This is a genomic window from Streptomyces sp. RB17 (assembly GCF_009604455.1).
Classification (GTDB): domain Bacteria; phylum Actinomycetota; class Actinomycetes; order Streptomycetales; family Streptomycetaceae; genus Streptomyces.
Window position 1 is genome coordinate 287,154 of the sequence record NZ_WEGL01000006.1, and the last position, 26,044, is coordinate 313,197.

Below are 26,044 nucleotides of genomic sequence, written 5' to 3' on the forward strand. Positions count from 1 at the left end.
CCGCGCGACGGGCAGAGCGGGCTGCTCGGCTCATCGTGAGAGAGGGCTGCCGCCTTGCCTCACCGCACCTCGCGTGTGTACGGCGCGACGGTGATCCGGTCGATCAGTGGTGCGTAGCGCGAGCGGAGCAGCACTCCAGGGAAGGTGTCCGAGGCGTATGTGGAGCCGTCGAAGTTCGGCAGTTCCTCGGAGCGGAAGGTGATGGTGTTCTGTCCCTTCCTGAGGTGGACCGGGACGGTCAGCTCCCAGAAGTTGTTCTGATGGAAGCTGTGCGGGAAGCTGACGCGCCGCATGTCGCTGCCGTTGACGGTGATGTCGGCGTGACGGGCGAGCGGGTCAGGGTTGTAGTGGGTGGCCTCGGACTGCTCGGGGTTGGAATAGCGGATGCGCAGTGCGTACAAGCCGGCCTTGTCCGCAGCGACCGTGAACGTCGCGGTGTTGTCGTTGCCCGGGTCGCCGCCGATCCCGGTGATCGCCGTGCCGTCGGTCGCCAGGGACAGCGGGGTAAGCGTGGCCGAGCCCGTGAGCTCGGCGTCCTGCGCCTCGTACGTACGCGCCTCGAGCGTGCCGTCCGTGGGCGTGACCGTCAGGCGGTCGACCAGCGTGGCGGCCGAACCGCCGGTCACCGTCACCTTGTTGACGCCGCCCGAGAGGGAGACGGCCACCTCGTGACTGCTCTTGGTCACGTGCAGTACGTCGTGCGCGTTGACGGACAGCTGCGCGTTCCCGCCGCCGAGGGTGTCGACCTCGAGGGTGGCCTCCCGGTCGGCGGGGGAGTAGACCCAGAACGTGGCCGTCTGGTTCTTCGCGACCCGGACCGCGCCCGAGCCGGTGGCGGGGGTCCCGGTGTGCTTCGGCAGGTCGTAGACGGGCCGCGCCCCGCCGCTCGTCCAGGCCAGCTCGCCCTCGTAGACCCTGGTGGCCGCCGACGCGGACGGCAGGGACAGCGTGAGACGGTCGACGATGGCGTCGCCCTTGGTGGCGCGCTTGCCGTCGAGGCTCTTCGCGGCGAGCGTCAGGGTGTGCTTGCCCTTGGTGAGGTGGACCTTGGTGTCGGTGTGGTCCCACACCACCCACTTGTAGCCGAGCGGCATGTACAGCTCCTGCTCGCTGTCCGCCTGTCCGTCCACTCGTAGGAACACGTTGGTGGGGCCCTGCTCCTTCACCTTGTCGAACGTGTTGAGGGAGTTGGCGAAGACGCTCAGGTCGTAGGTGCCGTCCTCGGGCACGTCGACGCCGAAGTCCAGCGTGACGTCCGAGCCTGTGCGCAGCCCGCCGACGTCGTAGCCGCCCGAGGTGTAGAACTTCGACACGTCGGCGGGCGAACCCTCCGGGCCGTTCCTGGAGTAGCCGGACCCGGTGTGCGCCGCGTCCTCCGCCTCGTACGACCCCTGCCAGCGCACGGGCGGTGACTGGGTGCCCTTCGCCTTCCGGGCCGGGCTGAGGACGATCTCGTACGCCGAGGACTCCTTGAGCTTCGGCAGCGTGCCGTCACCGAAGTCGACGAGGACCTGGCCGTTGTCATCGACCTCGAGGTTTGTCTCGGCCAGCAGCTTCGGGCCGGAGTTGTCGCCCACCTGGCCGCTCCAGTCGATCTCGCTCACCCAGGCGTGGACGGTGTCTCCGAAGACCTTCTTGGGGACGTTGTCGAAGGTGATGTGGCCCTTGCCGTCGGACCCGCCGAAGATCAGCCGGGACTGCTTCTTCTTCGCGTCGAGCGTGGCGACTCCCTGCATGGTGTAGTTCTGGCCCGGGAACGGCGGTGTCACGGTCACCGTGTGCCCGCTCATCGAGGCGTACGAGTTGAGCAGCCACCACTGGCCGTTGCCGCGGTTGGACCGCACCGCGGAGTCGGAGAGGTTGCCGTCGATGTTCCAGTACGCGATGTCGGCGTCCACCTTGGACTCCTCGATCGCGGACACCCACTGGATCATCTGTCCGGGCACCGAGGTGTGGTAGTTGAATGCGTACTCGTTGATGTTGATCGGGAGCTGGGTGCCCTCGCGGTCGGTGCCCTGGAACAGCTCCTTCTCCCATGCCCGGTACTTGGTGACGCTCTGGCGCACCGCCTCGGGGTGGCTCAGCTCGTGCCAGGTGATGACGTCCGGGAGCGTGCCGGCGGCCAGGGCGTGCGTGAGGAAGCCCTTCACCTGGTCGTACAGGACGCTCGTGTTGGGGCCGGCTATGCGGGCACTGGGCATTTTGCCCTTGATGAGCTTGTAGACCTCGTCCCACGCGGCGAAATAGTCCTTGGGGTCGTCGAGCCAGCTGACCTTGTCGTAACTCCACTCGCCGGTGCCGAACATGTTGCCTTCGGGCTCGTTGAAGGGCACGAAGACGATGTTGTCCTGGTACTGCTTCGGCAGCTGCAGGACCTGGTCGACCTGCTTGGCGATCTTCTTCTCGTAGAGCTTGAGCTTCTCTGCGGGCGTGTCGCCCGGCCACTCGTACGGGAAGCCGCGGTGGATGTCGGTCATGTAGATGTAGACGTCACCGTCGGTGGAGTCGGCCAGCGGCTTGACGACGTCCAGCGCGTCGGCCCCCGGGTGCTGCGGGCCGTCCTGGGCCTTCGTGGAGACCGTGCGCAGTCCCATGCCCTCGATGAGGTTGTCGGTGGGGACGCCCGGTCCGTACACGCCGTAGAGCGTGCCGGAGGCGCCGCCGTGGAACGCGCCGGTGTCCGAGCCGAGGTCGACGGTGAGCTCTCCCTCCCGGACCACGGTGACGGTCGCCCGCACGGCCCGCCCGGCCGCTGCTCCGGCCACGGTGAACGTGCCCGGCTGGGCGTACTTCTCGGGCCCTGCGGCGTCCCAGGTGATGGGCGTGTCGCGGTCGTAGCCGTCGGAGAAGGACGAGCGGACCGTCGCGGGTAGGGACGGGGCCGTCCCGGTCGTCGTACGGACCTCGAAGGACGTCTGCGAGAGCTGCTGGAGCGTGGGCACCGTCCCGACCGTACCGGCCACCTGCTCGGGGCTGAGCGCAGCATGCCACACCGTGAAGTCGTCGATCGCGCCCTTGAGCAGGGGGTCCTGGTAGAAGGACTTGCCGATGTAGCCGGCAGCCGTGGCCGAACCGTCCAGCAGGTCCTTGGCCTTGACGGTCGTCGATGCGGCGGAGACAGCCACTCCGTCGAGGTAGGTGGTGACCCGGTGGGTGGCGGTGTCGAGGGTGACGGTGACGGTCCGCCAGCCGTCGGAGGGCAGGGGCGCATAGCCGGAGACCTGTGCTTCCGCGCCTCCCCCGCCGGTGGTCACGGCGGTGCGCAGCACGCTGCCGTTGTAGGGCGTCGTGAACAGGTACTTCGTGGTGTCGGTGCCGAGGTCGAAGATCCGCTGCCAGGACGACGTGTCCCCACTCCACTTCACGCGGGCCGAGACCGTCAAGTCGCTTGCGTCGCCCAGAACTTCGCGGGGCAGGCGGACGTACGCGCCGTCGGAGGTGGGTGCTCCGCCGGGCAGGGCGAGCGCCGTGCCGCCGTCCGTGCCCGCGACGGTCCGGGCGGTGGAGCCGTTCACCAGGGTCGCCGTCAGGCCGTTGCCGGAGCTGTCGGTGATCCTTCCGGAGGCGAGGTCGTCCTGGTCGAAGGTGTAGTGGGCGACGGGCTGGGGCGGGCCGGCCGCCTGCGCGGGGGCGGCCGGTGCGGCCAGCAGGCCCGCGCCGAGGGTCAGTGCCACGGCGGCCGGAGCCCGGCGCCGCGCGGATCTGTCAGCGGATGGCATGGATTGCGTCCTCGATCCTTGCATAGGAGGTTCCGAAGGCGTCGGCGCGCGGAATCGAACCGGTTCGACCGCATGCGCCACAGCGACAAGGGAACTCTTCTGGCCGGCGGGTTGGACGCCCCCGCGTTCCGGGGGAAGGTGCGAAGCGGGCTCATGGCCGTCGGAAGGATCACTTCGTCGAACCGGTTCGCGAAGTTAGCACCGGGGAGGCCGACCAGCAATCCCTCCGACGCAAGGGTGCCTTCGTGCCCTTTCGGCGTCGGAAAAGTCCGGCAGGAGGTGTTGACAGTCGTGTGGGTCCTTCCTACCTTCGCTTCACGCGAACCGGTTCGACAACCGGCTCCTGATCCGCGTCCCACCCTTCACCCTCACGACCGGCGGCCGCTCCCTGCTAGAGGCGTCGAACCGGTTCGAGCAAGGAGGCACCGTGAACATCGGCGAGATCGCCCGGCGGGCCGGTGTCTCGCGCAGCACCGTGTCCTACGCGCTCAGCGGCAAGCGCCCTGTCTCCGACGACACCCGCCGGAAGATCCAGCAGGTCATCGACGAACTGGGCTACCGGCCCAATGCGAGTGCGCGGGCCCTGGCCAACGGCCGGACCAGCACGATCGGCCTGGTGTTCCCGCCGGCCGGCAACCACTACACCGGGATGCAGCTGGACTTCATCGGCAGTGTGGTGGAGGCCGCCGCGGCCTACGACTACGACGTGCTGTTGTCCCCGAGCGGTGTGGACAGCGACCGCTCGTTCCAGCGGCTGCTGGGGGAGCGGCGCGTCGACGGTGCGATCCTGATGGAGATCAGGCTGGAGGACGACCGGGTCGATCACCTGGCCGCCCTGGACTTCCCCTCCGTCGCCATCGGCCGCACCGCTCACCCCGAGGGCAGCTGGTGGGTCGGCCTGGACCACACCGCGCTGGCGGCGGCGTGCGTGCACCATCTGGCGGACCTCGGCCACCGGCGGGTCGCCTTCGTCAACCGGCCCGAGCAGCTGCTGCGATCCGGATACGAGTCCGCGCACCGGGGCCTCGACGGCTTCACCAAGGCCGCCGCCGAGCGCGGGCTGACGGTGCGGACGTACTGCTGCGGGGACGACGCCGCGTCCGGCCAGGCCTGCCTGGAACGGATCCTGCACGACGACCCGGCCACCACGGCCCTGGTCACACTCAACGAGGCCGCCCTGGGAGGCCTGTACCGGGGGCTCGCCCAGGCGGGCCGCCACGTGCCACGCGACTTCTCCGTCACCGGGGTCGTGGCCGCGCGCTGGGCGGAGACGGTGACTCCGCAGCTCACCGCGGCCGACGTACCGGCGGAGGAAATGGGCCGTCGCGCCGTCGAGTTGCTCGTGGAGCGGCTGGACCATCCCGACGCTCCGCCCCGGCACCATCTCCTCGCGCCGCCGATCTCGCTGCGGGCCAGCACCGGTCCCGGTACGGCGCCCTGACCGCACCCCTCGGGTAACCCCCAGGTTCCCGCTTCACCCGCCGATCGCTCACCGGCGCCGTCCGGCGTGCCCGTTCTTCCTCGTCACCCCGTGCCCTCGGCTCCCGCATGCCCGAAACCAAAGGAACCCGCGATGAACAGCTCCTCCCGACGGCGGCGTCCGACCGCCGCAGCCCTGACCGCCCTGGCCGTGGCCGCCGGCGCCACCGCCTGCTCCTCCGGCTCGGGCAGCAGCGGCACCGAGGGTGCCGGCAGCGGCACGTACACCATCTGGGACCCGTACCCGCAGTTCGACAAGAGCTCGGCCTGGGCGAAGCTGCTGGACCAGTGTGGCACCAAGGCCGGAGTGAAGATCAAGCGGACCGGCTTCGACACCAGCGACCTGGGCAACAAGACGCTGCTGGCGGCGCAGCAGGGCAACTCGCCGGACGTCCTCATCGTCGACAACCCGGTCGTCTCGACCCTGGCCGAGGCAGGCGTACTCACCACGACCGACGACAACAAGCTGGACACCTCGAAGGTGGACCCCAACCTGCTCGCGGCCGGCCAGTCGGGCGGCAAGACCTACGGCACACCGATCGGCGCCAACACCCTCGCTCTCTACTACAACAAGAAGGTGCTCAAGGAGGCCGGGGTGGACGTCGCCGCGGTCAAGGACTGGACGTCACTGACGGCGGCGTTGGAGAAGGTCAAGAAGGCGGGCAAGAAGGGCATCACGTTCTCGGCGATCGGCACGGAGGAGGGCAGCTTCCAGTTCTTGCCGTGGTTCTGGGGCGCAGGCGGCAAGCTGACCGAACTCGATTCCGCCCAGGCCGTCTCCGCCCTCTCCCTGTGGAAGGACTGGCTGAACAACGGCTACGCCCCCAACTCGGTGCTCAACAACACCCAGACGACCAGCTGGCAGGAGTTCGCCGGCGGCGACTACGCGTTCGCGGAGAACGGCACCTGGCAACTCGCCAATGCCAAGAAGGCCGGCTTCGACTACGGCGTCCTGCCCATTCCCGCCGCGAACGGGGGTCAGGCCGCGGCCCCGACCGGCGGCGAGTTCGTGACCCTCCCGGTCCAGAAGGCCACCGGGCGCTACGCCGTCTCCCAGAGGCTGGCGACCTGCCTGACCAGCGGCGACAACCTCTACACCACTGACACCACGCTGTCCTACGTGGCCCCCACCAGCGAGGTGCAGGACAAGCAGGTGGCCGCGAACGCCGAGCTGAAGCCGTGGGTGGTCGCGGTCAAGGCGGCCAGGGGCCGCACCAGTGACGACCTGGGCACCAAGTACCCCAAGATCTCCGAACAGATGTGGAAGGCGGTCCAGTCCGCGCTCAGCGGGTCCAAGTCGCCCAAGGACGCGCTTACTTCGGCGCAGTCCGCCGTCAAGTGACGTGGGCCCGATGAAGCAGACGACGACGCATCCACCGGACCACCGTTCTGTGCGCGTCGGGAACGGGGCGGCCTCCGTCACCCCTCCCCTGACCCGCACCGGGAGGCGGCGGCGACCCGCCTCCACCCAGTGGGCCGCCTGGGCCTTCCTCGCTCCGGTGACCCTCTACCTCCTCCTCTTCTACGCCTATCCGCTGTACCGCAACATCGACCTGAGCCTGCGCGAGTACACCGTCCGCTCCTTCGTCCAAGGCGACGCGCCGTTCACGGGCCTGAAGAACTACCGCGCCGTCTTCGACGACCCGACGTTCGCGCCGGCCCTGCTGCACACCGCGGTGTTCACCGCCGTGTGCCTGGTCTTCCAGTACGCCATCGGACTCGCCCTCGCGGTCTTCTTCAACCAGAACTTCCGGCTCTCGGCCACGCTCCGCGCCCTGTTCCTGGTGCCCTGGCTGCTGCCGCTGATCGTCTCGGCCTCCACCTGGTCGTGGCTGCTGAACAGCGAGTCGGGCGTCGTCAACGCCGCCCTGCACGCCATCGGTATGGGTCCGGTGAACTGGCTGACCTCGCCGTCCTGGTCGCTGACCTCGGTGATCATCGCGAACATCTGGATCGGCGTCCCCTTCAATCTGGTCGTCCTCTACAGCGGCCTGCAGTCCATTCCCGCGAGTCTGTACGAGGCCGCCGCCATCGACGGGGCGAATGCCTGGCAGCGCTTCTGGCGCGTCACCTTCCCGCTGCTGCGCCCGGTGTCGGCGATCACCCTGCTGCTGGGGTTGATCTACACGCTGAAGGTCTTCGACATCATCTGGATCATGACCAAGGGCGGCCCGGCGGACTCGTCCACCACCCTCGCCACCTGGTCCTACCAGCTCGGCTTCGGCAACCTCCTGCCGGCCTTCGGCCCCGGCGCGGCCGTCGGAAACCTGCTCGTGGTCGCCGCGCTGGTCTTCGGCCTGGTCTATGTCCGGGCCCAGAGAAAGCAGGCACTGTCATGAGCCGAGGCCGCAGGCGCACGCCGGTGAAGACCACGATCGGCGTCCTGCTGACCGGGATCATGCTCTTCCCGGTCTACTGGATGGTCAACGTCTCCCTCACCCCCGACCAGGACATGCGCAAGAGCCCACCGGACCTGCTGCCGGTCCATGGCACCCTGGGCGGCTACCGCACCGTCCTCCAAGAGCAACTGCCCTACCTCGGCACCAGCCTCGTCATCGGCCTGGGCACCGTCGTCCTGACCGTCGCCCTGTCCGCACCCGCCGGCTATGCCCTGGCCAAGCTGCGCCCACGCGGCGGAGGCATCCTGAACTTCGTTCTGCTGGCCGCCCAGATGATCCCCGGCATCATCATGGCGATGGGCTTCTACGCCATCTACCTCCAGCTCGGCCTGCTGCAGACCGTGCCCGGCCTGATCGTCGCCGACTCCACCCTCGCCGTCCCCTTCGGCGTCCTCATCTTCACCGCGTTCATGTCCGGCATCCCCGGCGAACTGCTCCAGGCGGCGACGACCGACGGCGCCGGGCCACTGCGCACCTTCTGGTCCATCGTCCTGCCGATCAGCCGCAACGCCGTCGTGACCGTGTCCCTGTTCGCGTTCCTGTGGTCCTGGTCCGACTTCGTCTTCGCGAGCACCCTCGTCAACGGCGGCGCCCACGAGCCGATCACCCTGGGCATCTACCACTACATCGGCAACAACAACCAGCAATGGAACGCCATCATGGCCACCGCCGTCGTCGCCTCCCTGCCGGCCGCGGTCATCCTCGTCCTCGCGCAGCGCTACGTCGCCGCCGGCGTGACCGCCGGTGCCGTCAAGGACTGAGTTCCTTCCCCTCTGTTCGAGTCCCTGTGCTCGAGAAACGAGTCGAACTTCATGACCGCCGCCCGCTCCGGCCCGGCCTTCTCCGTCCAGGACATCCCGTTCAGCGCATACGGATCCTGGTTCGACATATCGCCCGTGGTGGCGGAGAAGACGTACGCCGATGACCTCCACCTCGTCTCGCACCAGAACGGCATGCACGCCGTTCTGCGCCTGGTCCCCCGGGACCCGGCAACGGGCGGCCGGGCCGAGACCCGCGTCGAGGCGACACCAGGCCTGCTCAGCTGGATCGGCGGGAGCGGGCGCGTCGACCTGGCTTACGAGTCGCCGGACACCGTGCGGCTGCGGGGGAGCGGCCTGGGTATCGGAGTCTTCGCCGCGGCGCACACCCTGACTCCGTTCAGCGGAACGTACTTCTTTCGCGACCCGGCGGCGGGCGCGCACGTGTTCACGTCGTACGAGACCGGACGCCGTTACCGCGTCGCCGTGCTGTCCGGCTCCATCGCCGTGTCGGGTGGTGCTCAGGCCCTGGGCAGTGCCGACCGCGGCGTGGCCGTGACCGCGGCGGCGGACGGAGCGTGGGAGATCGCGATCGAGGAGTTCCAGACCGCCCGAGCGCCGTACGCGGCCTCGGCGAGCTTCGACGACCTCGTGGAGTCCGCGCGGGGCGTGTTCGCGGACTTCGCCGACGCGGTGGCCCCCTGGCGCTCGGCGGCCACCCCGGCGGCCGAGCTCGCCGCCTACGTCGTCTGGTCGGCGACCGTACGGCCGGCCGGACTGGTCACGCGGCCCGCCGTACTGATGTCCAAGCACTGGATGGACAAGGTCTGGAGCTGGGACCACTGCTTCAACGCCCTCGCCCTCGGACCGGGTTGTCCCGAACTGGCCCTGGACCAGTTCGCGCTGCCCTTCGACCACCAGGACGACAGCGGCGCCCTGCCCGACTCCGTCACCCACTCCGAGGTCCTCCACAACTTCGTCAAACCTCCCATCCACGGCTGGACCCTCCGTCATCTGCGTCGCCGACTGCCGACACCTCCGGATCGGGCTGAACTGGCCCAGGTGTACGAGCGGTTGAAGCGCTGGACCGACTTCTGGCTCACCGCACGACGAGTCCCCGGGGACGACCTGGCCTACTACCAGCACGGCAACGACAGCGGCTGGGACAACGCCACCACGTTCGACTCCGAGCGGGTGGTCGTCACCGCCGACCTGGCCGCCTTTCTCGTCCTGCAGCTGCACGAACTGGCCGCTATAGCTGAGCAATTGAGGGAGTCCGACGAGGCGATCCGGTGGACGCGCACAGCCGGGGAGATACAGCAGGCCCTGATCGACCAGCTCTGGACCGGTGACAGGTTCGTCGCCCGGGGGGTCGGCACCGGGAACACCTGGAGCAGCGCCAGCCTGCTCGACCTGATGCCCATCGTGCTGGGCGAGCACCTGCCCGACGAGATCAGCAGCGCGCTGGCCGACCACATCAAGGCCCACCTGACGCCGTACGGCCTGGCCACCGAACTGACCACCTCGCCGCACTACCTCGCCGACGGCTACTGGCGCGGCCCGATCTGGGCCCCCGCCACCATCCTCATCGAGGACGGCCTGCGCCGGGCCGGACACCACCGGCTGGCCGACGACATCAGCGGCCGCTTCCGCGCCCTGTGCGAGACCCACGGCTTCGCCGAGAACTTCGACGCCCTCACCGGAACGGGCCTGCGGGACCGCGCCTACACCTGGACCGCCAGCAGCTACCTCTTGCTGGCTGAAGCACACGTGTACCGAGCCGGTCGCTGACCGGCCGCCGCCCGCACGGCCCCCGGGCCGTGCGGGCTCCGCTCCTTCCTCCTCCCTCCGCAGGAGCCGCCCGATGAAGTCGCCCACAACGCCCCCCGGACGCACCGCCCGCGCCGGACGCCGAACGGTCTCGTCCGTCGCCGTCCTCATGGCGGCGCTGGCCTCAACTCTGGTGCCCGCCGCCCGCTCCCAGGCTGCCGACACCACCGTCACCGTCGACTTCGCCACCGCCGGTGGCGCCCCGGCACACCACGCCTCCGGAACGATCTACGGCATGACGCCGGACGGCTCACTCCCGCAGGACCACTTCTTCAAGGACATCAAGTGGCACTTCATGCGGGCCGGCGGCGCACAGCTCAACAGCGGCGGCTACGCCACCAGCCTCGCCGACTACCGGACCCGTTGGAACGCGACCCTGGCCCAGTACAAGCGGGCTGTCGCGCTCGGTGGCACCTTCGTGCTGCTGCCGCACGACCTGTGGGGCGCCGACGGCACCACGAACCAGGGCTGGCCCGGTGACAACGGTGACTGGACGCAGTTCGACAACTTCGTCACCCAGCTCATCAACGACGTCAAAGCCAACAACATGAACGTCGAGTGGGACCTGTGGAACGAGCCTGACGGCAGCGGTTTCTGGAAGCCCTCGCAGGCGCAGTACCTGCAGATGTGGTCGCGCTTCTACGCCCGGGTCCGGGCCGCGTTCCCGGGCCAGCTGATCGTCGGCCCCAGCACTGCGAGCCAGCCGAACTCGTCCAGCACCTGGTGGACCGCGTACCTGAACTACGTCAAGGCCAACAACGTCGCCCCTGACATCTACAGTTGGCACGACGAACCGGGCGACCCCGCCACCGACGTCGGCCGCGCCAACTCCGTCCTTGCCGCAGCGGGGTTGACCAACACCCGCCCGTACCAGATCAACGAGTACGCCACCCTGTCCATGCAGTCCCCCGGCGGCGGTGCCTGGTTCATCGGCCGCCTGGAACGCGCAGGCGCCGACGGCCTGCGCGGCAACTGGGCCTCCGGCACCGGCCTGCACGACGACGAGGCGAACCTGCTCACCAAGAACAGCGCCGGACAGTACCTGCCGCTGGGCGAGTGGTTCATGTACCGCTACTACGGCTCCCAGACCGGCAACATCGTCAACCTCGTCCCCGGCCCCGGCACCGACGGTTTGGCCGTCAAGGACAACACCGCCAAGGACGCCAAGATCCTGCTCGGCAGCAATGGGGACACCGGCACCGTGACCGTCGACCTCACCGGCTTGAACACCACGTCCGTGGTGGACAGCGGCAAGGTCCGTGCGGTCGTCCAGCGTGTCCCGTACAACAACGGCGCCGCAGTGACCGGCCCAGAGACGGTATCCGACACCACCCTGACCGTCAGCAACAACGCGGCTTCAGTGCGCATCCCCTGGAGCAACGCCAAGGACGGTTACACCGTCACCCTGCTCGCGCCGTCCAACACCACCATCTCCACGGTCGCGGTCAGCGAGAACAGTGGGCAGTGCCTGGACGACACCGATCTGAGCACCGCCGACAAGACCCAGTACCAGCAGTGGTACTGCGAGGGCGGCTACCAGCAGATGCTCGACCTCAGGCCGGTGAGCGGCAAGACCGACACGTACACCGTGGTCGACGAGCTCAGCGGCAAGTGCCTCGACGTCTCCGGGGCATCCACCGCCGACGGCGCCGCCGTCATCCAGTACACCTGCAACGGCGGCACCAACCAGCAGTTCACGCTCAACCCGGTCACCGCGCTGGGCAACAGCAAGGACTACCAACTGGTCGCCGTCCACAGCGGCAAGTGCGTCGACGTCAGCAACGTCTCCACGACGGCCGGCGCGCTGATCCACCAGTGGGCCTGCGACCCGGCGAGCGCGCTGAGTGCCAAGAAGAACCAGATCTGGCGTCTCTCCGGCAAGAGCTGACGCGTGACACGTGCGGCCGCCTGCCTCGGCCCTCTCTTTCGTGGCCATGGCTCGGGATAATCCGAGTCGAGAGGTGCGATCGACTGTCCTCGGACAGTAAAAAGGGGATGTACGGGTGAAAGTAGTGCGGATGCATATATCGTGCTAAACTTACAGGTAGTTGCAGTTGTGGTTCCCGAAAACTTCAAGTGCCTTGGCAACTGCATGCTGCCCGGGCATTTTTGTAGCTCCTCGGGCACTGCACCCAAGGAGATGTGAAATGGCTACTGGCACCGTCAAGTGGTTCAACGCGGAAAAGGGTTTCGGCTTCATCGAGCAGGACGGCGGCGGCCCGGACGTCTTCGCCCATTACTCGAACATCGCCGCCCAGGGCTTCCGTGAGCTTCAGGAAGGTCAGAAGGTGAACTTCGACATCACGCAGGGCCAGAAGGGTCCGCAGGCGGAGAACATCACTCCCGCCTGACGTCGAAGAGTATGAGATATCTGGGGCCTCACCGTTGGGTGGGGTCCCAGCTCGCTGATTTTTGCACCCAGGTCGAATTCGTTTGATCGCGCATTCGGCTCGTTTCCTGCAATTCATCCGACTCATTCCGGTCGGGAATTCCTCGATGCGCTCCCTGTCGAGGCAGGTTCTCCATGAGCCGTTCAGCTCACGCGAACGACCGTTTTCGTCCACAGGGTCACGGTCGCAAGGGTCACGGTCGCACCGGCGTCGGTCCAGGCGACACCGCACGCCGCCCCTCCGCACCACAGGGAGAGTTCGCGCTGCCGGTCACCCCCCGGCCCTCCCGCCACCTGAGGGCCGTCTTCAGCGACGTCGAGCGCAGCCGCGCTCACTCGCCCGAAGGCTTCGCCACCTGACCTCCCTCGACGGTGCCGGTACACCGCACAGCGGAGGTGACCCGGCATCGCGTCAGCGCTGTGCCGACACGTCCCAGCGGACGCGCAGGGCCGGGGGTTTCCGGAAGACCAGGCCTTTGGGCGCGGTGGGCGAGGCCGGGTCGAGCCGCAGGCCGTGGAGACGATCGAGGAGCGCGAGGAGGCAGGCCCGGGTTTCCAGGCGGGCAAGGTGGGCGCCCAGACAGAAGTGTGGGCCGTGCGCGAAGGCCAGCTGAAGGCGGGAGTTGCCCCGTCGCAGGTCGAATCCGTCGGGGTCCTGGAAGATCTCGGGGTCGCGGTTCGCACCGGCGAGCGAGACGACCACCAGATCACCGCGCCGCACGTCCGCCCCGCCGATCGTCACGTCGGCGGTTGCGTAGCGGTCCACGACCGCCGCGGCGGGTTCCAGGCGGAGCGATTCCTCGATCGCCGCGTCGACCAGGTCGGGATCGGCACGCACGAGGGCGAGTTGACCAGGGTGTGCCAGCAAGTGCAGTACGGCGTTGGCGATCATGCCCTCGGTGGTCTCGATACCGCCGAACATCAGCACGGCGGCGTTGGCGACCACCTCCGGCAGTTGCAGGCGCTTGCTCTCGGCCGCCGTGACCAGCAGCGACGCCTCGCTTCCTGCCGCGACCGTCGCCTCGACGCTTCCTCGCAGCTGGTCGAATGCCGCCGCCCCGGCGGGTTTCGCCGGTAGCCCGGCGGTGATGTCGGAGACCGCGCTCACGATGGCGTCGTACCAGGACAGCACCGCCTCGGCATCCGCGCCGATCAGGCCCAGCGACTCGGCGACGACGGCGACGGCCAGCGGCCCGGCCACCTCCCGGCGCAGTTCGGCGCTGCCACGCGGCCGGATGCCTTCCACGAGCCGGGCGGCTTCCTGTTCCACGAACCCGGTGAACCGGTCGTGCACATCTTGCGTGCGGAAGGGGTCGGTGAAGGGGGCGCGGTGCCGGTTGTGCTCGGCGCCCTCCACGGAGAGCATGCTCGGACCGACCACCTGCGCGGTGGAGAAGCGGGGGTCGTCCACCGTGAAGGTCGCCGCGTCGCGCATCACGCGCAGTGCGAGATCACGCCGCGTCACAAGCCAGCCGCCCAGCACGGGGAGCCATGAAACCGGTTCGCGGGCGCGCAGCAGGGCCAGCCGGGGGTGGGGGTCGTCCTCCAGCTCGGTGAGCGTGGTCGCGGAGCCGAGTGGAAACCGGTGCGCTCTCACCATAGAAGCTCTCCCTGTTCCCTTCCTGGATTCCGGCCTCCCCGGCCCACTGAGAGCGTATGCGTCTGCGGCGGTGCGTTGAGCTGGTCCCACACCGTGGGTGACCCGCTCTGTGTGCGGCGGACATCGCCCCACACTCGGCGGTGCACGTGCCGGAACCGTGGCGTCGAGATCCGGCCGCACCGAATGCCCCTTGGTCCGTCGGTGGGCCTCGACCGTGTTGATGGTGCGGGCCGTGGCGGTGTCGCCGGTGGAACCACCGATCGCGAACGTCTCGTTGATCTTGAAATGATGGTTCGACCAAGCCGAGCCGTCACCGCGGCGACACCCGGGTGACGCCGGGCGGGCAGTGGCTCAATCCGTCGGGGTTGATCCGTGGGCAGCGAGACAGCACGTCGGACGACCAGCAGACGGGCTCCCACCGGTGGTCGCGAGCGATCCGCGCACGGGCCTTGTCTCTGACCGCCGGTCTGGGCGGTGGATGGTCGTCACGACGCTGCATGGCTGACCGAGCGCACAGAGTGAGCGGCCGCTGGTACGTCAGCTCGGCGAGGCGGTGTCGCGGCGCGCGCCCGCGGCGGCCGAGCGGGAACCGACCAGGAGCAGGCAGAGCACGGCGACACCCGCGACGACACCGGCGAGGAGGAGCAGCGGGTCGAGCGGGCGGGCCGCAGAGGTGGTGCTGTCGGCCGGTGCGGCCGCCTGCTGGGTCGGTGCTGCCGCGGCGGCTGCCGCTGCGGTGGAGGCAGACGGGCTGCCGGACGCCGGCGCGGCGGCCGACGCGCTGCGCCCGGCGTGCGCGGTGGGGCCGACCGCGGGAGCGGACCGAGCGGGCCGTGCGGGCCGTGCGGCTGAGGGGGCGGAACCACCGGCGTGCTGCTGGGTGGTCGGGTGCGTGGTGGGAGTGGGTGCGGCGGCGGCATTGACGACGAGCTGCGCGGACATGCCGGGGTGCACGGTGCAGACGTAGCCGTAGGTGCCGGGCGTGGTGAAAGTGTGGCTCCAGGTGCCGCCCTTGCTCAGCAGTGGGGAGTGTATCGACTCCGGGCCGGAGGTGGTCTTCACGTCGTGGGGGGCCTGGTCCTGGTTGACCCAGGTGACGGTGTCGCCGGCTGTGACGGTCAGGCTGCGCGGGCTGAAGGCGTAGCCGGACATCACGACGCGGTACGAGGTGGCAGCGTGCGCGGGGCAGGGGGCGAGGAAGGTGACCGCGCTCGCCAGGAGCAGGGCTGCCGGCAGCAGGCGGACGATGTGGGCGGGCCGGAGCCGGGCGGTCAAGGGGCGCATGTGAACTCCGCGGCGACGAGCAGGCCGAGGTGGCGTGCGGGGCGTGTCCGGGACAGGGCGAAACCGGTCGTGCGGTGCAGCGGGCCGTAGGGGACGCGCGCGGCGCCGACGACGAGGAGGCCGGCGTCGGTGCGCTCGACGACGCGCAGCAGCAGCGTGGCGGGAAGTGGCTCGAGCGAGGCGTCGCCCGTGCCGAGGGACCCGGGCACGCGCAGCCGCCGTCCGTCCGCCACCGGTTCGATCGCGGTACTGACAAAAGTGAGCAGCTCGCCGCCGAGCGCGTCGCCGCCCAGCGCGAGGCTCAGGACGCAGTCCTCGGGATCGGCGGCGACGGTCAGTGCCGCCTCCTCGACGTCGGCGCGTCGGCGCAGGGTGGTCAACGGACCGATGCGGTAGGTGAGTTCGGTGATGCAGCGGCCGGCGGCGGCTGCGTACGCGCCGGGGCGGGGGAGCCAGTCATGGTCTGGCTGCTCAGGCAGTGTCGCGATGGACGACGTGCGCACCGGCAGCTGTTGCGTGGGCGGGAGTTCGGTGGTCATGGCGGTACCTCGGGCTCGTGGCGGGCGCCTGCCTGATCGGGGACAATGGCGGTGGTGGCGGGCCGGCCGACTGCGACTCGGCCGGCCCGCCATGTCTCATCGCCCCGGCGTCAGCAGGAGTTGGTGAGGTAGTCCTCGGTCGGGGCGAGCATGTGCTCGGCCCAGACGGTGTGCATCTTCACGTAGGCGTCGGGGTTGAGGATGTCCGAGACCTGCTGGCCCAGGGACTCCTCCAGGTGTGCGGAGTCGATGTGCTGGAGGAGCACCGTGAGGGTGTCGTCGCCGACGGAGCCGGCGCCGTTCACGGCCGGGGTGAGGATGGACTCCACCCAGACGGTGTGCATCTTGATGTAGTTGTCGAGATGGAGCGCGTCCTGGACCTGCTGGCCCGGGGACTCCTCCAGGTGGGCCTTGTTGATGTGCTGGAGGATCGGCAGCAGGACCTGCTGGATGCTGACGCACTGCTCGCTGCCGCCGTCACCGCTGCCTCCGCTCGTACCGCCCGAGCCGCTGGTGCCGCCGGTCGAGCCGCCGCCGGAGCCGCCGGAGTTCGATCCGCCCGTGCCGCCCCCGGTGGAGCCGCCCGTGGACCCACCGGTGGAGCCCCCGGTCGAACCGCCCGTGGAGCCTCCGGTCGAACCACCGGAACCGCCGGTCGCGCCGCCCGTACCACCGCCGGTGCCGCCGCCGCTGTCGGCGACGACGGTGATGGAGGCGGTCATGTCGGGGTGGACGGCGCAGTAGTACTTGTACGTGCCGGGCTTGGTGAAGGTGTACGACCAGCTGTCGCCCTTGTTCAGGGTGCCGGAGTCGAACTTGGCGGGGCCGCTGGTCGTGGTGACCGTGTGCGGAGCGGAGTCCTCGTTGATCCACTTCACGGTCTGACCGACCTTGATGGTCAGGTTCGGCCGGGTGAACTTGTAGCCCTTGATCTCGATGGTGTAGTCGGCCGCCTTGGCCTGTGCAGCGGCCGGCTGTGCCTGGGCCATGGAGCGGGCCTCGGCTGCCGGAGCGGCGGTGGCCGGAGCGGCGGCGCCGCTGGATGCCTGGAGGAGGCTGAGACAGGCGACGGCTGAGATGCCGGCGCCCACGCCGGTGGCCAGCAGTACCCGGTTGCCGGCCCGGGATTGCCGGTGGCGCGGCGGAGGTGCGGTGGTGTCGTCGGTACGCATGATCGTGCGTCTCTCCTTGTCAGGTGAGAGGGGGTGGATCAGGGAGGGCCGGTCAGCGGCCGGGAGCGGACGTGACCAGCAGACTCGTCGCGGCGAGGACGACGAGGACGAGCCCCGTCTCGGCTGCGACCGAGTAGACGAAGGGCCGTACGGTGGCGCGGTCGCCGCGCAGCAGGACCGCGATGTCGAGCCGGGTGCGCACCCAGCTCCGGCTGCCCTGGGCGATGAGCAACACCGCCGCCAGGACGGCGAGTTTGAGCAGCAGCAGGTGGCCGTAGCCGGTGTGGAACAGGGCCCCGAACGAGCCGACGATCTGCCAGGCCAGCACCGCGCCGGCCACCGCGATCGCCGCGACGGACACGCCGGCCAGCGTGGAGTAGCCGGAAACGGCGGCCGAGAGCTCTTCGGGGCGGCGCCTGGGCAGTACCCCGAGGAGCAGCAGGGTCAGGCCGCCCAGCCACACGGACACGCCGAGCAGGTGCACCAGGTCGGCCACCGCACCCCAACCGGGATGCGTGCCTTCGGCGTTGTGGCCGGCCATGCCGGTCGTACGGAGCAGTCCGAGAGTGACGGCGAGGGCGCCGACCCGCCAGCCCGGCGAGCGCGCGGCCCGCTCGCCGCCCTGGAGCAAAGCGGTGAGCACGATGGCGGCGAGCACCCACATCAACACCCGGCAGGCGGCCACGATGCCGACCTCCGTGCCCAGCAGGTCCCGATACGTGGTCAGGTGGAACGCGTCGCCGAGGGCGCCCATCGCTCCGTACGCACCCTGCAGTCCCGGTGTGACCAGGCTCGCCGCGAGCCCACCCGCCCAGGCCAGCGTGAGGATGCGGCGGGTACGGCGGTCCTGGGCACCGTGTGGCCAGAGAAGTGCGAGGAAGACGAGACCACCGACGTAGAGGGCGAGGGTGAGGTATCCGGCCCAGCGGGCGGCCGCCCAAGCCTTGCGCACGCTGTCAGAAGGCGTGGGTGCGACCGCCGCGTCATCGGAGGCGGAGGCGTCCGTCGCCTTCGTGGTGAGGGGAAACGAGAGCGTACCGGAGGTCGGATGACCGTCCTCCATGTCTCGCACCTGCCAGACCAAGGAGAGCCGGTCCTGACCGGCCACCCTCGGAACGGAGACCTCGACACCATTGCCCCGACGGTCGCCGTGGTCCGGACGGGACACGGCGAGCCGCTTGCCACCTGCTGTGACGCGGACGTCGGGCAGGTCGACCGGTTCGCTGAAGGTCAGCCGTACCGTCGCCGGCGTGTGCGTGAGCCGGGTGCCGTCCTTGGGCGACGAGGACTCCAGCTCGGTGTGAGCCGAAGCGGCTGGAGCGAACAGCAGCAGGGCCACAACAGCGGCCGGCGCGGTAGTCCACAGGCGCACAGCGCGATGTCTCACCGGAGCACCTCCGGCAGTACCGAGGGTGACGGCGCAACGACGACGCACAGCGGCGAGAGGTCGGTGCTCGACGGTGACGAGGAGGGAGCGGGCGTCGGGGAAGCCGCGACCCCAGAGGCGTCCGGCCCGAGCAGGCCGTCCAGCAGGTCGGTCAGCGAGGTGAGTGTGCCGTTCAGCAGCGGCTGCACCAGGTGCACCTCACCCTTCTGGCAGCCGTCCGACGGCGTTGGAGAAGGACTGGGGGAAGGCTTCGGTGAGGGGGAATGCGATGCCGGATCGGAGGGCCCGGGCATCGGCATCTGGCCTCCGTCTGCGCCGCCTGCCGCCTGCCCACCGTGCCCGTCGCCGGACGATGTGTCGCTTGCGATCGGAATTCCGGCACCGCCGTCTCCGGCCCAGGAATCCCCAGCAGAACCGGCGCCCATATCGCCGCCCGGGTTGTCGGGATCCCCGGAAGTCGTCCCCGGCGACGGGCTGACGGAGGTCGACGGAGCCGGTGCTGCCGGCGGTGCGGCTGCGTCGAAGGCCACGGGTGGGGGCGCGCCGATGCCGGACGCGTACCCGAGTACGACGATCACCGCCGCGACCAGGGCACCGGCCACGATCTCGTCGCGATGATCTCCCGGCCAGGACGCCCTGGCGAACAAGGACATGGCCCCTCCTGACGCTGTGCGTGAAAGGCAGTGCCCAGGAGTGGAGCGGGACGAGGATTCCCGGCCGCTACGCGTCAGTTAATCGCCCGTTTCATTGCCTCATATTCGCCCCCTACCCGACTGTGAGAACGGACCTCCCCACCCCAATCCACGCAATGCATTCCGTGAAGAACATGGAGTGCCCGTGAATTCGAACGCGCTCCTCATTTATTCCTTCACCGAATCACCGCGAATGCATATGCAGGGCATCGGCATCTCTCGCCGGTGGGCTTGGGCTCTTTCTGGACCATGGATCCGCCTGGCTGATCGTCATCGGCGTCCTGGGCGCGCTCGCGGCGGCCTGCGTCGGCGCCCTGCTCGGCGTCACGATGTTGGCCCGCTGGGTGCTCTCCCAAACCTGTGCGCTCAGGTACGACTGTGGCGCCCGGTCCCTCAAATGTGTCGAAAGGCAGATGTATCGAAAGGCAGATGTGTCGAAAGGCAATAAAGTCACTGTGCAGGACCCTGGCCACGGTGCCGCACCGCCGAGCACGAGGGTCGCTGGCATGAGCACCCTCTGATCCTCCTCCTCGCCCAGGACGGCAGGCTGCGGCCCAGTGACCCGGTGTCCGCCTACGTTCCCGGAGTGCCGGGAGGCGAACACAGCACCATCGCCGAGCTGCCCTCAGGTCCATGACGTGTCTCGACTGTGGCGAGCCGTCAACGGCCGTGGCTGACCCAGTTCGACTGAGTTTCCTGGCCTGATCAAGATCGTCCTGGGCGTGGCCGTCATGGTCGGCGTGCGACTGCTGCCGCGTGCCGAGCGCCGTCCGCGACTGCGAGGGCGAAGTTGCCGCCGCGCGGGCTCCCGCGTGGCGGCATCCCGCACGGTCAGGCGGCACGCTGTCGCGTTTGACCACGTGGCCGTGCGACGAGAACCGTGTCGCCCCGGCCGGGATGGCCGGCGGAGAGGATCGCCCGCACAGCCCCAGCACCAGGGTGACCAGGCCATTCCCTGGAAGGCCGGAGCGGGCGCGGCGGACCTCTGCGTCGATCGGGTTTCGCTGGTGCCCCGGCCCGCGCGGTAGCAGAAGATCGACCGGTCCGGCGACCCGCAGTGCCACGACGGCGGCGTCAGCGTGTTCGGGGCCAGTACGAGCCGGTCGGTCGCGTCGATCACCACGGCGTCCGGCGCGTCGATCCGCTCGTCCACCCGGCGTGATGACGTCGGCTCCGGTGGTGCCGACTGGGAATCCGGCGAAGATCCTTCTACGGTGGGATCCGCCTGTCCCGGGGCCGCTGGACGACGTAAGGGGGCTTGGTGGAAGCCGAGTTGGGGACGCTCGCCGCGCAAGGGGCCACGGCTCTGGTCGGGCTCATGGTCACGGACGCCTGGCAGAAGATGAAGCACGGGAGCCGGCGGTTCACCCGCTGGCTCTCGCGGCGCGGCGAGGACGGTGAACTTGACGTCGCGCGCGAGGAGTTGGAGGCGGCCCGGCAGAGCGGTGACGAGGAGGGCGCGGCGGACCGGGTCGCCGCCGACTGGGAGCGGCGGCTGCTCCGCATCCTCGAGGACGACCCCGAGGCGGCGGGGGAACTGCGCTGGCTGCTGGCCGAGGTGCTGCCGGGAACGTCGTACGACATCGCCTTCGACGTCCGTCCTGCCGCACCGGCGGTGCCCGGTGCGCAACCCGACCATCTCCCCGCCCTGACCGGCACGTTCAGCAACCGGGTCGCCGAGCTCGACCGGATGAACAGCCTGTGCGGGGAACCCGACAGGGTGCGGCTCGCCGTCCTCGCCGGGCTGCCCGGGGTGGGCAAGACGGCGCTCGCCTGCCGCTGGGCCGACACCCGGCGCGAGCACTTCCCCGACGGCCTCTTCTACGTCGACTACGCCGCCCTGCGCGACGAGTCCGCCGTCGGCGCGGCCATGGGCCCCGCCGAGACCTCACAGGCCCTCGCCTCGATCCTGCGGGCCGTGCTGGGGAGCGATGCCCATGTCTCCGAGCGGTTCGAGGAGCTGCGGCGGCAGTACGAGACCCACTCCCGAGGCCGGCGCATGCTCGTCCTCATCGACAACGTCACCCTGGCCTCCCAGGTGCGAGCGCTGATCCCCACGGGTCCCGGCAGCACCGTCATGGTCACCAGCCACAGCAAGCTCGGCGAACTCGTCGCCCAGGACGGCGCCGAACTCATCGACCTGAAGCCCCTCGACGCACACGGCGGCCTGAAGCTGCTGAGCGACCAGTGCGGAGACGATGTGGTCGCGGCCGAACCCGGCGCGGCCGGACGCCTGGTGGCACTGTGCGGCGGACTGCCGGTGGCGCTGCGCATCGTGGCGACCCGGCTGACCACCGGCGACGCGCCGAGCCTGACGTACCTGGCCCAGGAACTGGAGGACGAGAGCGAACGGCTGGAGGGCATCTCCCTGCCCGGCGGCGACCACTCGCTGTCGGCCGTCCTCGGCCCCTCCTACCGGCTGCTGCCGCCCGGCCCCGCCCGGATGTTCCGCCTGCTGGGCTGGCTGCCCTCGGGACTGTTCGACGAGTCGGTCGCGGCCGCCGCCGCGGGTGTGGACCGCCGCACGGCCAGGCGGCTGCTGCGCGAACTGACCGCCGCGAGCCTGCTGGAGGTCGACCGCGACGGCCGCTACCGCGTCCACGACCTCGTCCGCCTGTATGCCCGCGAGCGTGCCGTGGCCGAGGAACGGCCCGCCGAGGAGCGCGCCCTCGTCGAGCGGCTGACCACGCACTACCTCGTCCTCTCGGCCCTCGCCGACCGGGCGCAACGCGCGGACCGACTGCGCGTCGCCGATCTGACCGAGCTGCTGGCGGGGGCGGCCGATCCCTTCTCCGCACCCGGTGGCCCCGCCCCGCTGACCTGGCTCGACGCCGAGTGCCCCGCGGTCCTCGCCGTCCTGCGCGCGGCCGTACGCCACCGCCTGTACGCCCTGGCCTGGCCGCTGGCCGAGGCGTTCACCGTGCTGTTCCTGCACCACCGCCACCTCGGCGCCTGGAAGGAGTCCCTGAGCCTGGGCAGCGAGGCCGCTGCCGCGCTGGCCGCCGACCCTGCCACCCCCGCCGACCTCGCGGCCGAGGCCCGTGCCGGCGAGGCCCGGCTGCGCAGCCTGCTCTCGCGCCCGCTCACCGACCTCGGCGAACACGACCGCGCCCGCAGCGAACTGGAGCGCGCCGTCGCGCTCGCCGAGCCCACTGACCGCCTGCTGCTGCGCGCCTCCGTCCAGGAGTTCTACGGCCGCCACCTCGACCTCTTCGAACCGGCCCGGGCCGTGCAGACGTACCGCTACTGCCTCGACCTCAACCGCCGCGCCGGGGACCGGCGCGGCGAAGCCCTGGCCCTGCTCTTCCTGGGCTCGGCGCTCGACGCCCAGGGGGAGCACGAGCAGGCCCTCACCCTGCTCGGCCGGGCACGCGCGGACCTGCTGAACCTCCCCGAGCCCGACGAGCGGATGGCGGCCCGCGCCCTCCTCGCCATCGGCCGGGCCCACGCCCGCCGCGACGAGTTCGACGAGGCCTTCCGCGCCCTGGAGACGGCGGCCGGCACCCTCCAGGAGCGGCGTGCGTACAGCTACGAGGCCGACGCGCGGGAGCAACTCGCCGACCTCGCGCAGCACACCGGCCGCCACTCGGACCGGGTGCGCGCGTGGCTGACCCGTGCCCTCGAGATCCACGAGGCGAACGGCAACCGGCGCGCGGACGACGTGCGCCGCCGGCTGAGGGACCTCAGCTGAGACGCGAGGACGCGGGGCGCGGGCGGAGTACGACGTCCTCGTCCCGCACCCCGGCGATCCGCAGGGTCAGCAGCGCCTCGCCCGGCGGAAGACCCTGCCGCAGCCGGGCGTAGACGATCGCCGCGGCGAGCCCGGGCGACGTCGCCGGTCCGGTCACCGCCGCCTCGACCACCCGGCCGTCGCGCAGCCCCACCAGATGGCCACCGCCCCGCACCGCGCAGGCGGCCAGCAGACCGCCGGGCAGCCGCGCCAGGGTGTCACGGATCCAGCGCAGCGCCTCGGGAACCGATCCGGCCCGGTCGGCCCGCTCGATCACCGAGGCGCTCTCCAGCAGTCGGCGGTCGCGTTCCGCGTCCGAACAGGCCAGATGCGCGAAGCGGTACGGCGCCGCCGCGAGGCCCTCTTCCTCGGCCGCCGGTCCGCCGTGCGCGTAGGCCCGTGCGTCGGCCGGATACCGGCGCACCGACACGACCGGACCGGCCGGCGCCTCGGCGGCCTCGGTGACGACCAGCCAGGAGGTGACGGACCCGGCCGCCTGTTCCGGCACGGGCAGCAGCAGGTCCGGCGGGGGCGCGGAGACCGGCTCGGGAAGATCCAGCAACTCGTAGACGGCCGCGCGGAGCCGCGCCGATGCCCGGCCCGAGTCGGCGAAGGCCCGCCGTGTCATCCGGGCGTACCGCTCGGGGGCGTGGTCGCGTACGGCGTCCTCGACCTGAGCCGCCAGATCGCCGCCGGGATCCAGGCGCGGTGTCACGTCCGCCAGATCGTGCGCGGCCGTCCCCGGTACCGCGTCGGCGCCGAACGCGCCGAGCAGCACCGGATGGCCGAGCGCGGCGCCGTACAGGGTCACCGAGCCGTGGTCGCCGATCACCACGTCCGCCGCGACGAGTGCCGGCCGCCAGGCGTGCACGGGCGGCATCACCAGCAGGCCCGCGTCGAGCGCCGAGGCCTGGAGCGCACGGATCTGCCACGCCCCGTGTGCCGCCCAGACATTGGGGTGGACCACGGCCGCGACCCGGTAGGCGTCGTGGGGGAGCGCGCCCAGCAGTCGGACCGGCAGATCCGGATGCCGGCCGAGCAGGGAGGTCGGCCCCCAGGTGGAGCTGATCACGACGAGCCGCAGGCCCTCGGCGACACCGAGCGCCCGCCGGTAGGCGTCCCTGCGGGCCCGGGCGGCGAGCAGTTCGTCGTAGCAGGGGTCGCCCAGCAGCAGGGTGCGGCCGGCGGTCTTCGGGTGCGCGGCGAGGAGCTGTCGTTCCTGGTCCGGGTGCGATACGGCGAGCCAGGCCCGGCCGGACTCCAGCAGCGCGTCGGGGACGAGCCCGGACAGCCGGTCGTGCGCCCCGCGCGCGTCCGGGACCCGCTTCTGGAAGCCCACGCCGTGCGGCAGCACCAGCACCGGGCAGTCGCCCTCCGGTATGTCCACGTTCTCGCTGGCCGTGAGGACGAGATCAGGGCCTATGTGCGCCAGCTGGTCCCAGGGCATGACCCGGCATCCGGAGTCCCGGAGGATCTCCCGCACCCCGTCGGCGAACGCGGAGGTGGGGTCGTGGGCGAAGACGACGCTCACTCGGGGGTCGTCGCGGACCAGCGCGGGCAGCGCCTCCAGCACGCGCACCGTGGAGGTGACGGTGCGCGCGGCGACGACGAGCGTCCGCTCGGCGGGGAAGGTACGCCAGCGGTGGGCGTCGGGGCCTACAGGGACGCGTAGGAAACCGCCGGAGGGGCTACCGGACACCACGTCCCCGCCCGAGCCCCACGCGGTTCGCGGTTCGCGGTTCGCGGTTCGCGGTTCGCGGTTCGCGGTTCGCGGTTCGCGGGACCGTCGCCGTATCACGTGACACGTTGGCTGACAACCCTTCAGATCGGCTCGGCTCCGGCGGACCGCACCACGGTAACGAATCACGCGGGCCGGGCCCAGGCTCAGGGTGGGCCGGGCGACGGCACCAGACCGAGTTGCTGGGCTCGCAGTACGGTGCCGAGCCGGTCGCGGGTGCCCAGCTTGCGGTAGATGTTCTCGACGTGCTTGTGCACCGTACGGACGGAGATGCCGAGGCGACGGCCGATGGCGTCGGCGGTGAGCGCCTCGGTGAGCAGCAACAGGACGGTCGTCTCGCGCGGCGTCAGCGCACAGTCCGCCGCCCGTTCGTCCGGCGCTCCGCCCGGGCCAAGCCCGCGCCGCCACTCCTCCAGCAGCTGCCGCTGCCGCTCGACGGCCGCCAGCAGCGGCTGTGCGCGCTCCGCCATGACGAGCTGGTCGTCGGTGAAGTCCGTACCGGACCGATAGACCAGGCACCCGGTGACCGGGGCGGTGCTGTCGGCGAGCGGTACGCCGAGCACGTGGTCCACGTCGAGGGCCTGGCCGAGCAGACGCGCCGTGGGACTGTCCGGCCAGCGCCGCCCCGCCGTCCGCTGGGCGGTGACGGGCATCCGGTCGGTCCTGTCCGCGTAATGGCGGGCGAACGGATAGCCCGCGCGGAGCAGGGCCAGGTCCGCTTCCCCGAGCCGCTCCAGCTCGGCGGCGGCAGCGTCGGGTGCCGCACCGATCGTGCCCGCGTGCTCGTTCCAGTCGTCGCGTTTGTGGATGACCGCCTCGCCGCCGCACAGGTCCGCCAGGGCACCGGCGAGCATCGGCCACAGGTGCGCGGGTCGTCGTTCGTGCAGCGCCGCCACGGCGACCGCCGTCATGCGTTCGTAGGCCCTGTCCAGCCCCACCTGGTCCTCTCCCGTTGCCTCGCCGCGCGCCCTGCCCCTCCGCATACGTACTTCTACGCATACCCCCGCGGCACAGCGTGTCGCACACTTCAACCCGGCGGCACCGGCCTGTGCGGACGGACGTCCGGCGGGCCGCCGACACGGGGGAACGGCGGCCCGTCCGGTGTCGTGCCTTTCCCCTCCCTTCGCCCCCTCACTCCGGCCGGGGGTCTTTCGCGCTGTTCCGGCCAGGCTGCGACGCAGAGCACGCGGTCCACCTCCTCGGTGTAGCAGGCGGCCGCCGGCCAGACGCGGGCGAAGCGGTACGGGTCCGCCGGCAGGAGGCGGCCGCACACATCGCGGGAGCGTTCCGCTGGCACCGCGTGCAGTTCCTCCAGCAGACCGGCCGCC

General features: G+C 70.5%; 17 protein-coding genes. 8 read left to right on the forward strand and 9 right to left on the reverse strand.

The features are described from left to right. Positions 1-59 precede the first annotated feature (59 nt). On the reverse strand, positions 60-3,719 hold the full coding sequence (locus tag SRB17_RS26510; protein ID WP_153542658.1) for a LamG-like jellyroll fold domain-containing protein: 3,660 nt from the start codon (positions 3,717-3,719) through the stop codon (positions 60-62). Positions 3,720-4,146: 427 nt separating this feature from the next. Between SRB17_RS26510 and SRB17_RS26515 the strand changes: the two genes are divergently transcribed. From SRB17_RS26515 to SRB17_RS26545, 7 genes are all read left to right on the forward strand, one after another. After that, positions 4,147-5,160, forward strand: coding sequence for a LacI family DNA-binding transcriptional regulator (locus SRB17_RS26515; RefSeq protein WP_323376264.1), 1,014 nt, complete (start codon positions 4,147-4,149; stop codon positions 5,158-5,160). Between the two features lie 132 nt (positions 5,161-5,292). Next, the gene (locus SRB17_RS26520; protein WP_153542660.1) at positions 5,293-6,540 is read left to right on the forward strand and encodes a sugar ABC transporter substrate-binding protein; all 1,248 of its coding nucleotides are present in this window, start codon (positions 5,293-5,295) and stop codon (positions 6,538-6,540) included. Between the two features lie 10 nt (positions 6,541-6,550). Then, positions 6,551-7,537 (forward strand): carbohydrate ABC transporter permease, encoded by a 987-nt coding sequence (locus SRB17_RS26525; RefSeq protein ID WP_153542661.1) that lies wholly within the window; start codon positions 6,551-6,553, stop codon positions 7,535-7,537. Next, on the forward strand, positions 7,534-8,358 hold the full coding sequence (locus SRB17_RS26530; protein WP_153542662.1) for a carbohydrate ABC transporter permease: 825 nt from the start codon (positions 7,534-7,536) through the stop codon (positions 8,356-8,358). Before SRB17_RS26525 ends, SRB17_RS26530 begins: the two co-directional genes overlap by 4 nt. Before the next feature lie 51 nt (positions 8,359-8,409). Further along, the gene (locus tag SRB17_RS26535; protein ID WP_153542663.1) at positions 8,410-10,146 is read left to right on the forward strand and encodes an amylo-alpha-1,6-glucosidase; all 1,737 of its coding nucleotides are present in this window, start codon (positions 8,410-8,412) and stop codon (positions 10,144-10,146) included. A 73-nt stretch (positions 10,147-10,219) separates the two neighbouring features. Continuing rightward, positions 10,220-12,073: an RICIN domain-containing protein gene (locus tag SRB17_RS26540; protein WP_153542664.1), complete on the forward strand. Its 1,854-nt coding sequence runs from the start codon at positions 10,220-10,222 to the stop codon at positions 12,071-12,073. Positions 12,074-12,332: 259 nt separating this feature from the next. Next, the gene (locus tag SRB17_RS26545) at positions 12,333-12,536 is read left to right on the forward strand and encodes a cold-shock protein (RefSeq protein ID WP_126388790.1); all 204 of its coding nucleotides are present in this window, start codon (positions 12,333-12,335) and stop codon (positions 12,534-12,536) included. A 450-nt stretch (positions 12,537-12,986) separates the two neighbouring features. On the opposite strand, the gene SRB17_RS26550 is transcribed toward SRB17_RS26545, so the two are convergent. From SRB17_RS26550 to SRB17_RS26575, 6 genes are all read right to left on the reverse strand, one after another. Next, a complete protein-coding gene (locus tag SRB17_RS26550) occupies positions 12,987-14,174 on the reverse strand; it encodes a cytochrome P450 (RefSeq protein WP_153542665.1) in 1,188 nt (395 codons plus the stop codon). A gap of 537 nt (positions 14,175-14,711) precedes the next feature. After that, positions 14,712-15,458, reverse strand: coding sequence for a cupredoxin domain-containing protein (locus SRB17_RS26555; RefSeq protein WP_153542666.1), 747 nt, complete (start codon positions 15,456-15,458; stop codon positions 14,712-14,714). Then, a complete protein-coding gene (locus SRB17_RS26560) occupies positions 15,446-15,997 on the reverse strand; it encodes a hypothetical protein (RefSeq protein WP_153542667.1) in 552 nt (183 codons plus the stop codon). Before SRB17_RS26560 ends, SRB17_RS26555 begins: the two co-directional genes overlap by 13 nt. A gap of 110 nt (positions 15,998-16,107) precedes the next feature. Then, a complete protein-coding gene (locus SRB17_RS26565; RefSeq protein WP_153542668.1) occupies positions 16,108-17,169 on the reverse strand; it encodes a cupredoxin domain-containing protein in 1,062 nt (353 codons plus the stop codon). Positions 17,170-17,221: 52 nt separating this feature from the next. Then, entirely contained in the window at positions 17,222-18,556 is a 1,335-nt protein-coding gene (locus tag SRB17_RS26570) for a copper resistance CopC/CopD family protein (protein WP_323376265.1), read from the reverse strand. Beyond that, a complete protein-coding gene (locus SRB17_RS26575; RefSeq protein ID WP_153542669.1) occupies positions 18,553-18,753 on the reverse strand; it encodes a hypothetical protein in 201 nt (66 codons plus the stop codon). The genes SRB17_RS26570 and SRB17_RS26575 overlap by 4 nt, the downstream gene beginning before the upstream one ends. A 1,756-nt stretch (positions 18,754-20,509) precedes the next feature. Between SRB17_RS26575 and SRB17_RS26580 the strand changes: the two genes are divergently transcribed. After that, on the forward strand, positions 20,510-22,939 hold the full coding sequence (locus SRB17_RS26580; protein ID WP_323376266.1) for an ATP-binding protein: 2,430 nt from the start codon (positions 20,510-20,512) through the stop codon (positions 22,937-22,939). Here SRB17_RS26580 and SRB17_RS26585 read toward each other — a convergent pair. Together SRB17_RS26585 and SRB17_RS26590 are read right to left on the reverse strand one after the other, a co-directional pair. Then, positions 22,932-24,677: a hypothetical protein gene (locus SRB17_RS26585; RefSeq protein ID WP_323376267.1), complete on the reverse strand. Its 1,746-nt coding sequence runs from the start codon at positions 24,675-24,677 to the stop codon at positions 22,932-22,934. The genes SRB17_RS26580 and SRB17_RS26585 overlap by 8 nt on opposite strands. 185 nt (positions 24,678-24,862) lie before the next feature. Further along, positions 24,863-25,654, reverse strand: a complete 792-nt coding sequence (locus SRB17_RS26590; RefSeq protein ID WP_323376268.1) for a helix-turn-helix transcriptional regulator — start codon at positions 25,652-25,654, stop codon at positions 24,863-24,865. Positions 25,655-26,044 lie beyond the last annotated feature (390 nt).

What these genes read in the sequence shown, in the direction of transcription:
- SRB17_RS26510 (WP_153542658.1), bottom strand. Translation starts at nt 3,719, where the DNA reads ATGCCATCCGCTGACAGATCCGCGCGGCGCCGGGCTCCGGCCGCCGTG.
- SRB17_RS26520 (WP_153542660.1), top strand. Translation starts at nt 5,293, where the DNA reads ATGAACAGCTCCTCCCGACGGCGGCGTCCGACCGCCGCAGCCCTGACC.
- SRB17_RS26525 (WP_153542661.1), top strand. Translation starts at nt 6,551, where the DNA reads ATGAAGCAGACGACGACGCATCCACCGGACCACCGTTCTGTGCGCGTC.
- SRB17_RS26530 (WP_153542662.1), top strand. Translation starts at nt 7,534, where the DNA reads ATGAGCCGAGGCCGCAGGCGCACGCCGGTGAAGACCACGATCGGCGTC.
- SRB17_RS26535 (WP_153542663.1), top strand. Translation starts at nt 8,410, where the DNA reads ATGACCGCCGCCCGCTCCGGCCCGGCCTTCTCCGTCCAGGACATCCCG.
- SRB17_RS26540 (WP_153542664.1), top strand. Translation starts at nt 10,220, where the DNA reads ATGAAGTCGCCCACAACGCCCCCCGGACGCACCGCCCGCGCCGGACGC.
- SRB17_RS26545 (WP_126388790.1), top strand. Translation starts at nt 12,333, where the DNA reads ATGGCTACTGGCACCGTCAAGTGGTTCAACGCGGAAAAGGGTTTCGGC.
- SRB17_RS26550 (WP_153542665.1), bottom strand. Translation starts at nt 14,174, where the DNA reads ATGGTGAGAGCGCACCGGTTTCCACTCGGCTCCGCGACCACGCTCACC.
- SRB17_RS26555 (WP_153542666.1), bottom strand. Translation starts at nt 15,458, where the DNA reads ATGCGCCCCTTGACCGCCCGGCTCCGGCCCGCCCACATCGTCCGCCTG.
- SRB17_RS26560 (WP_153542667.1), bottom strand. Translation starts at nt 15,997, where the DNA reads ATGACCACCGAACTCCCGCCCACGCAACAGCTGCCGGTGCGCACGTCG.
- SRB17_RS26565 (WP_153542668.1), bottom strand. Translation starts at nt 17,169, where the DNA reads ATGCGTACCGACGACACCACCGCACCTCCGCCGCGCCACCGGCAATCC.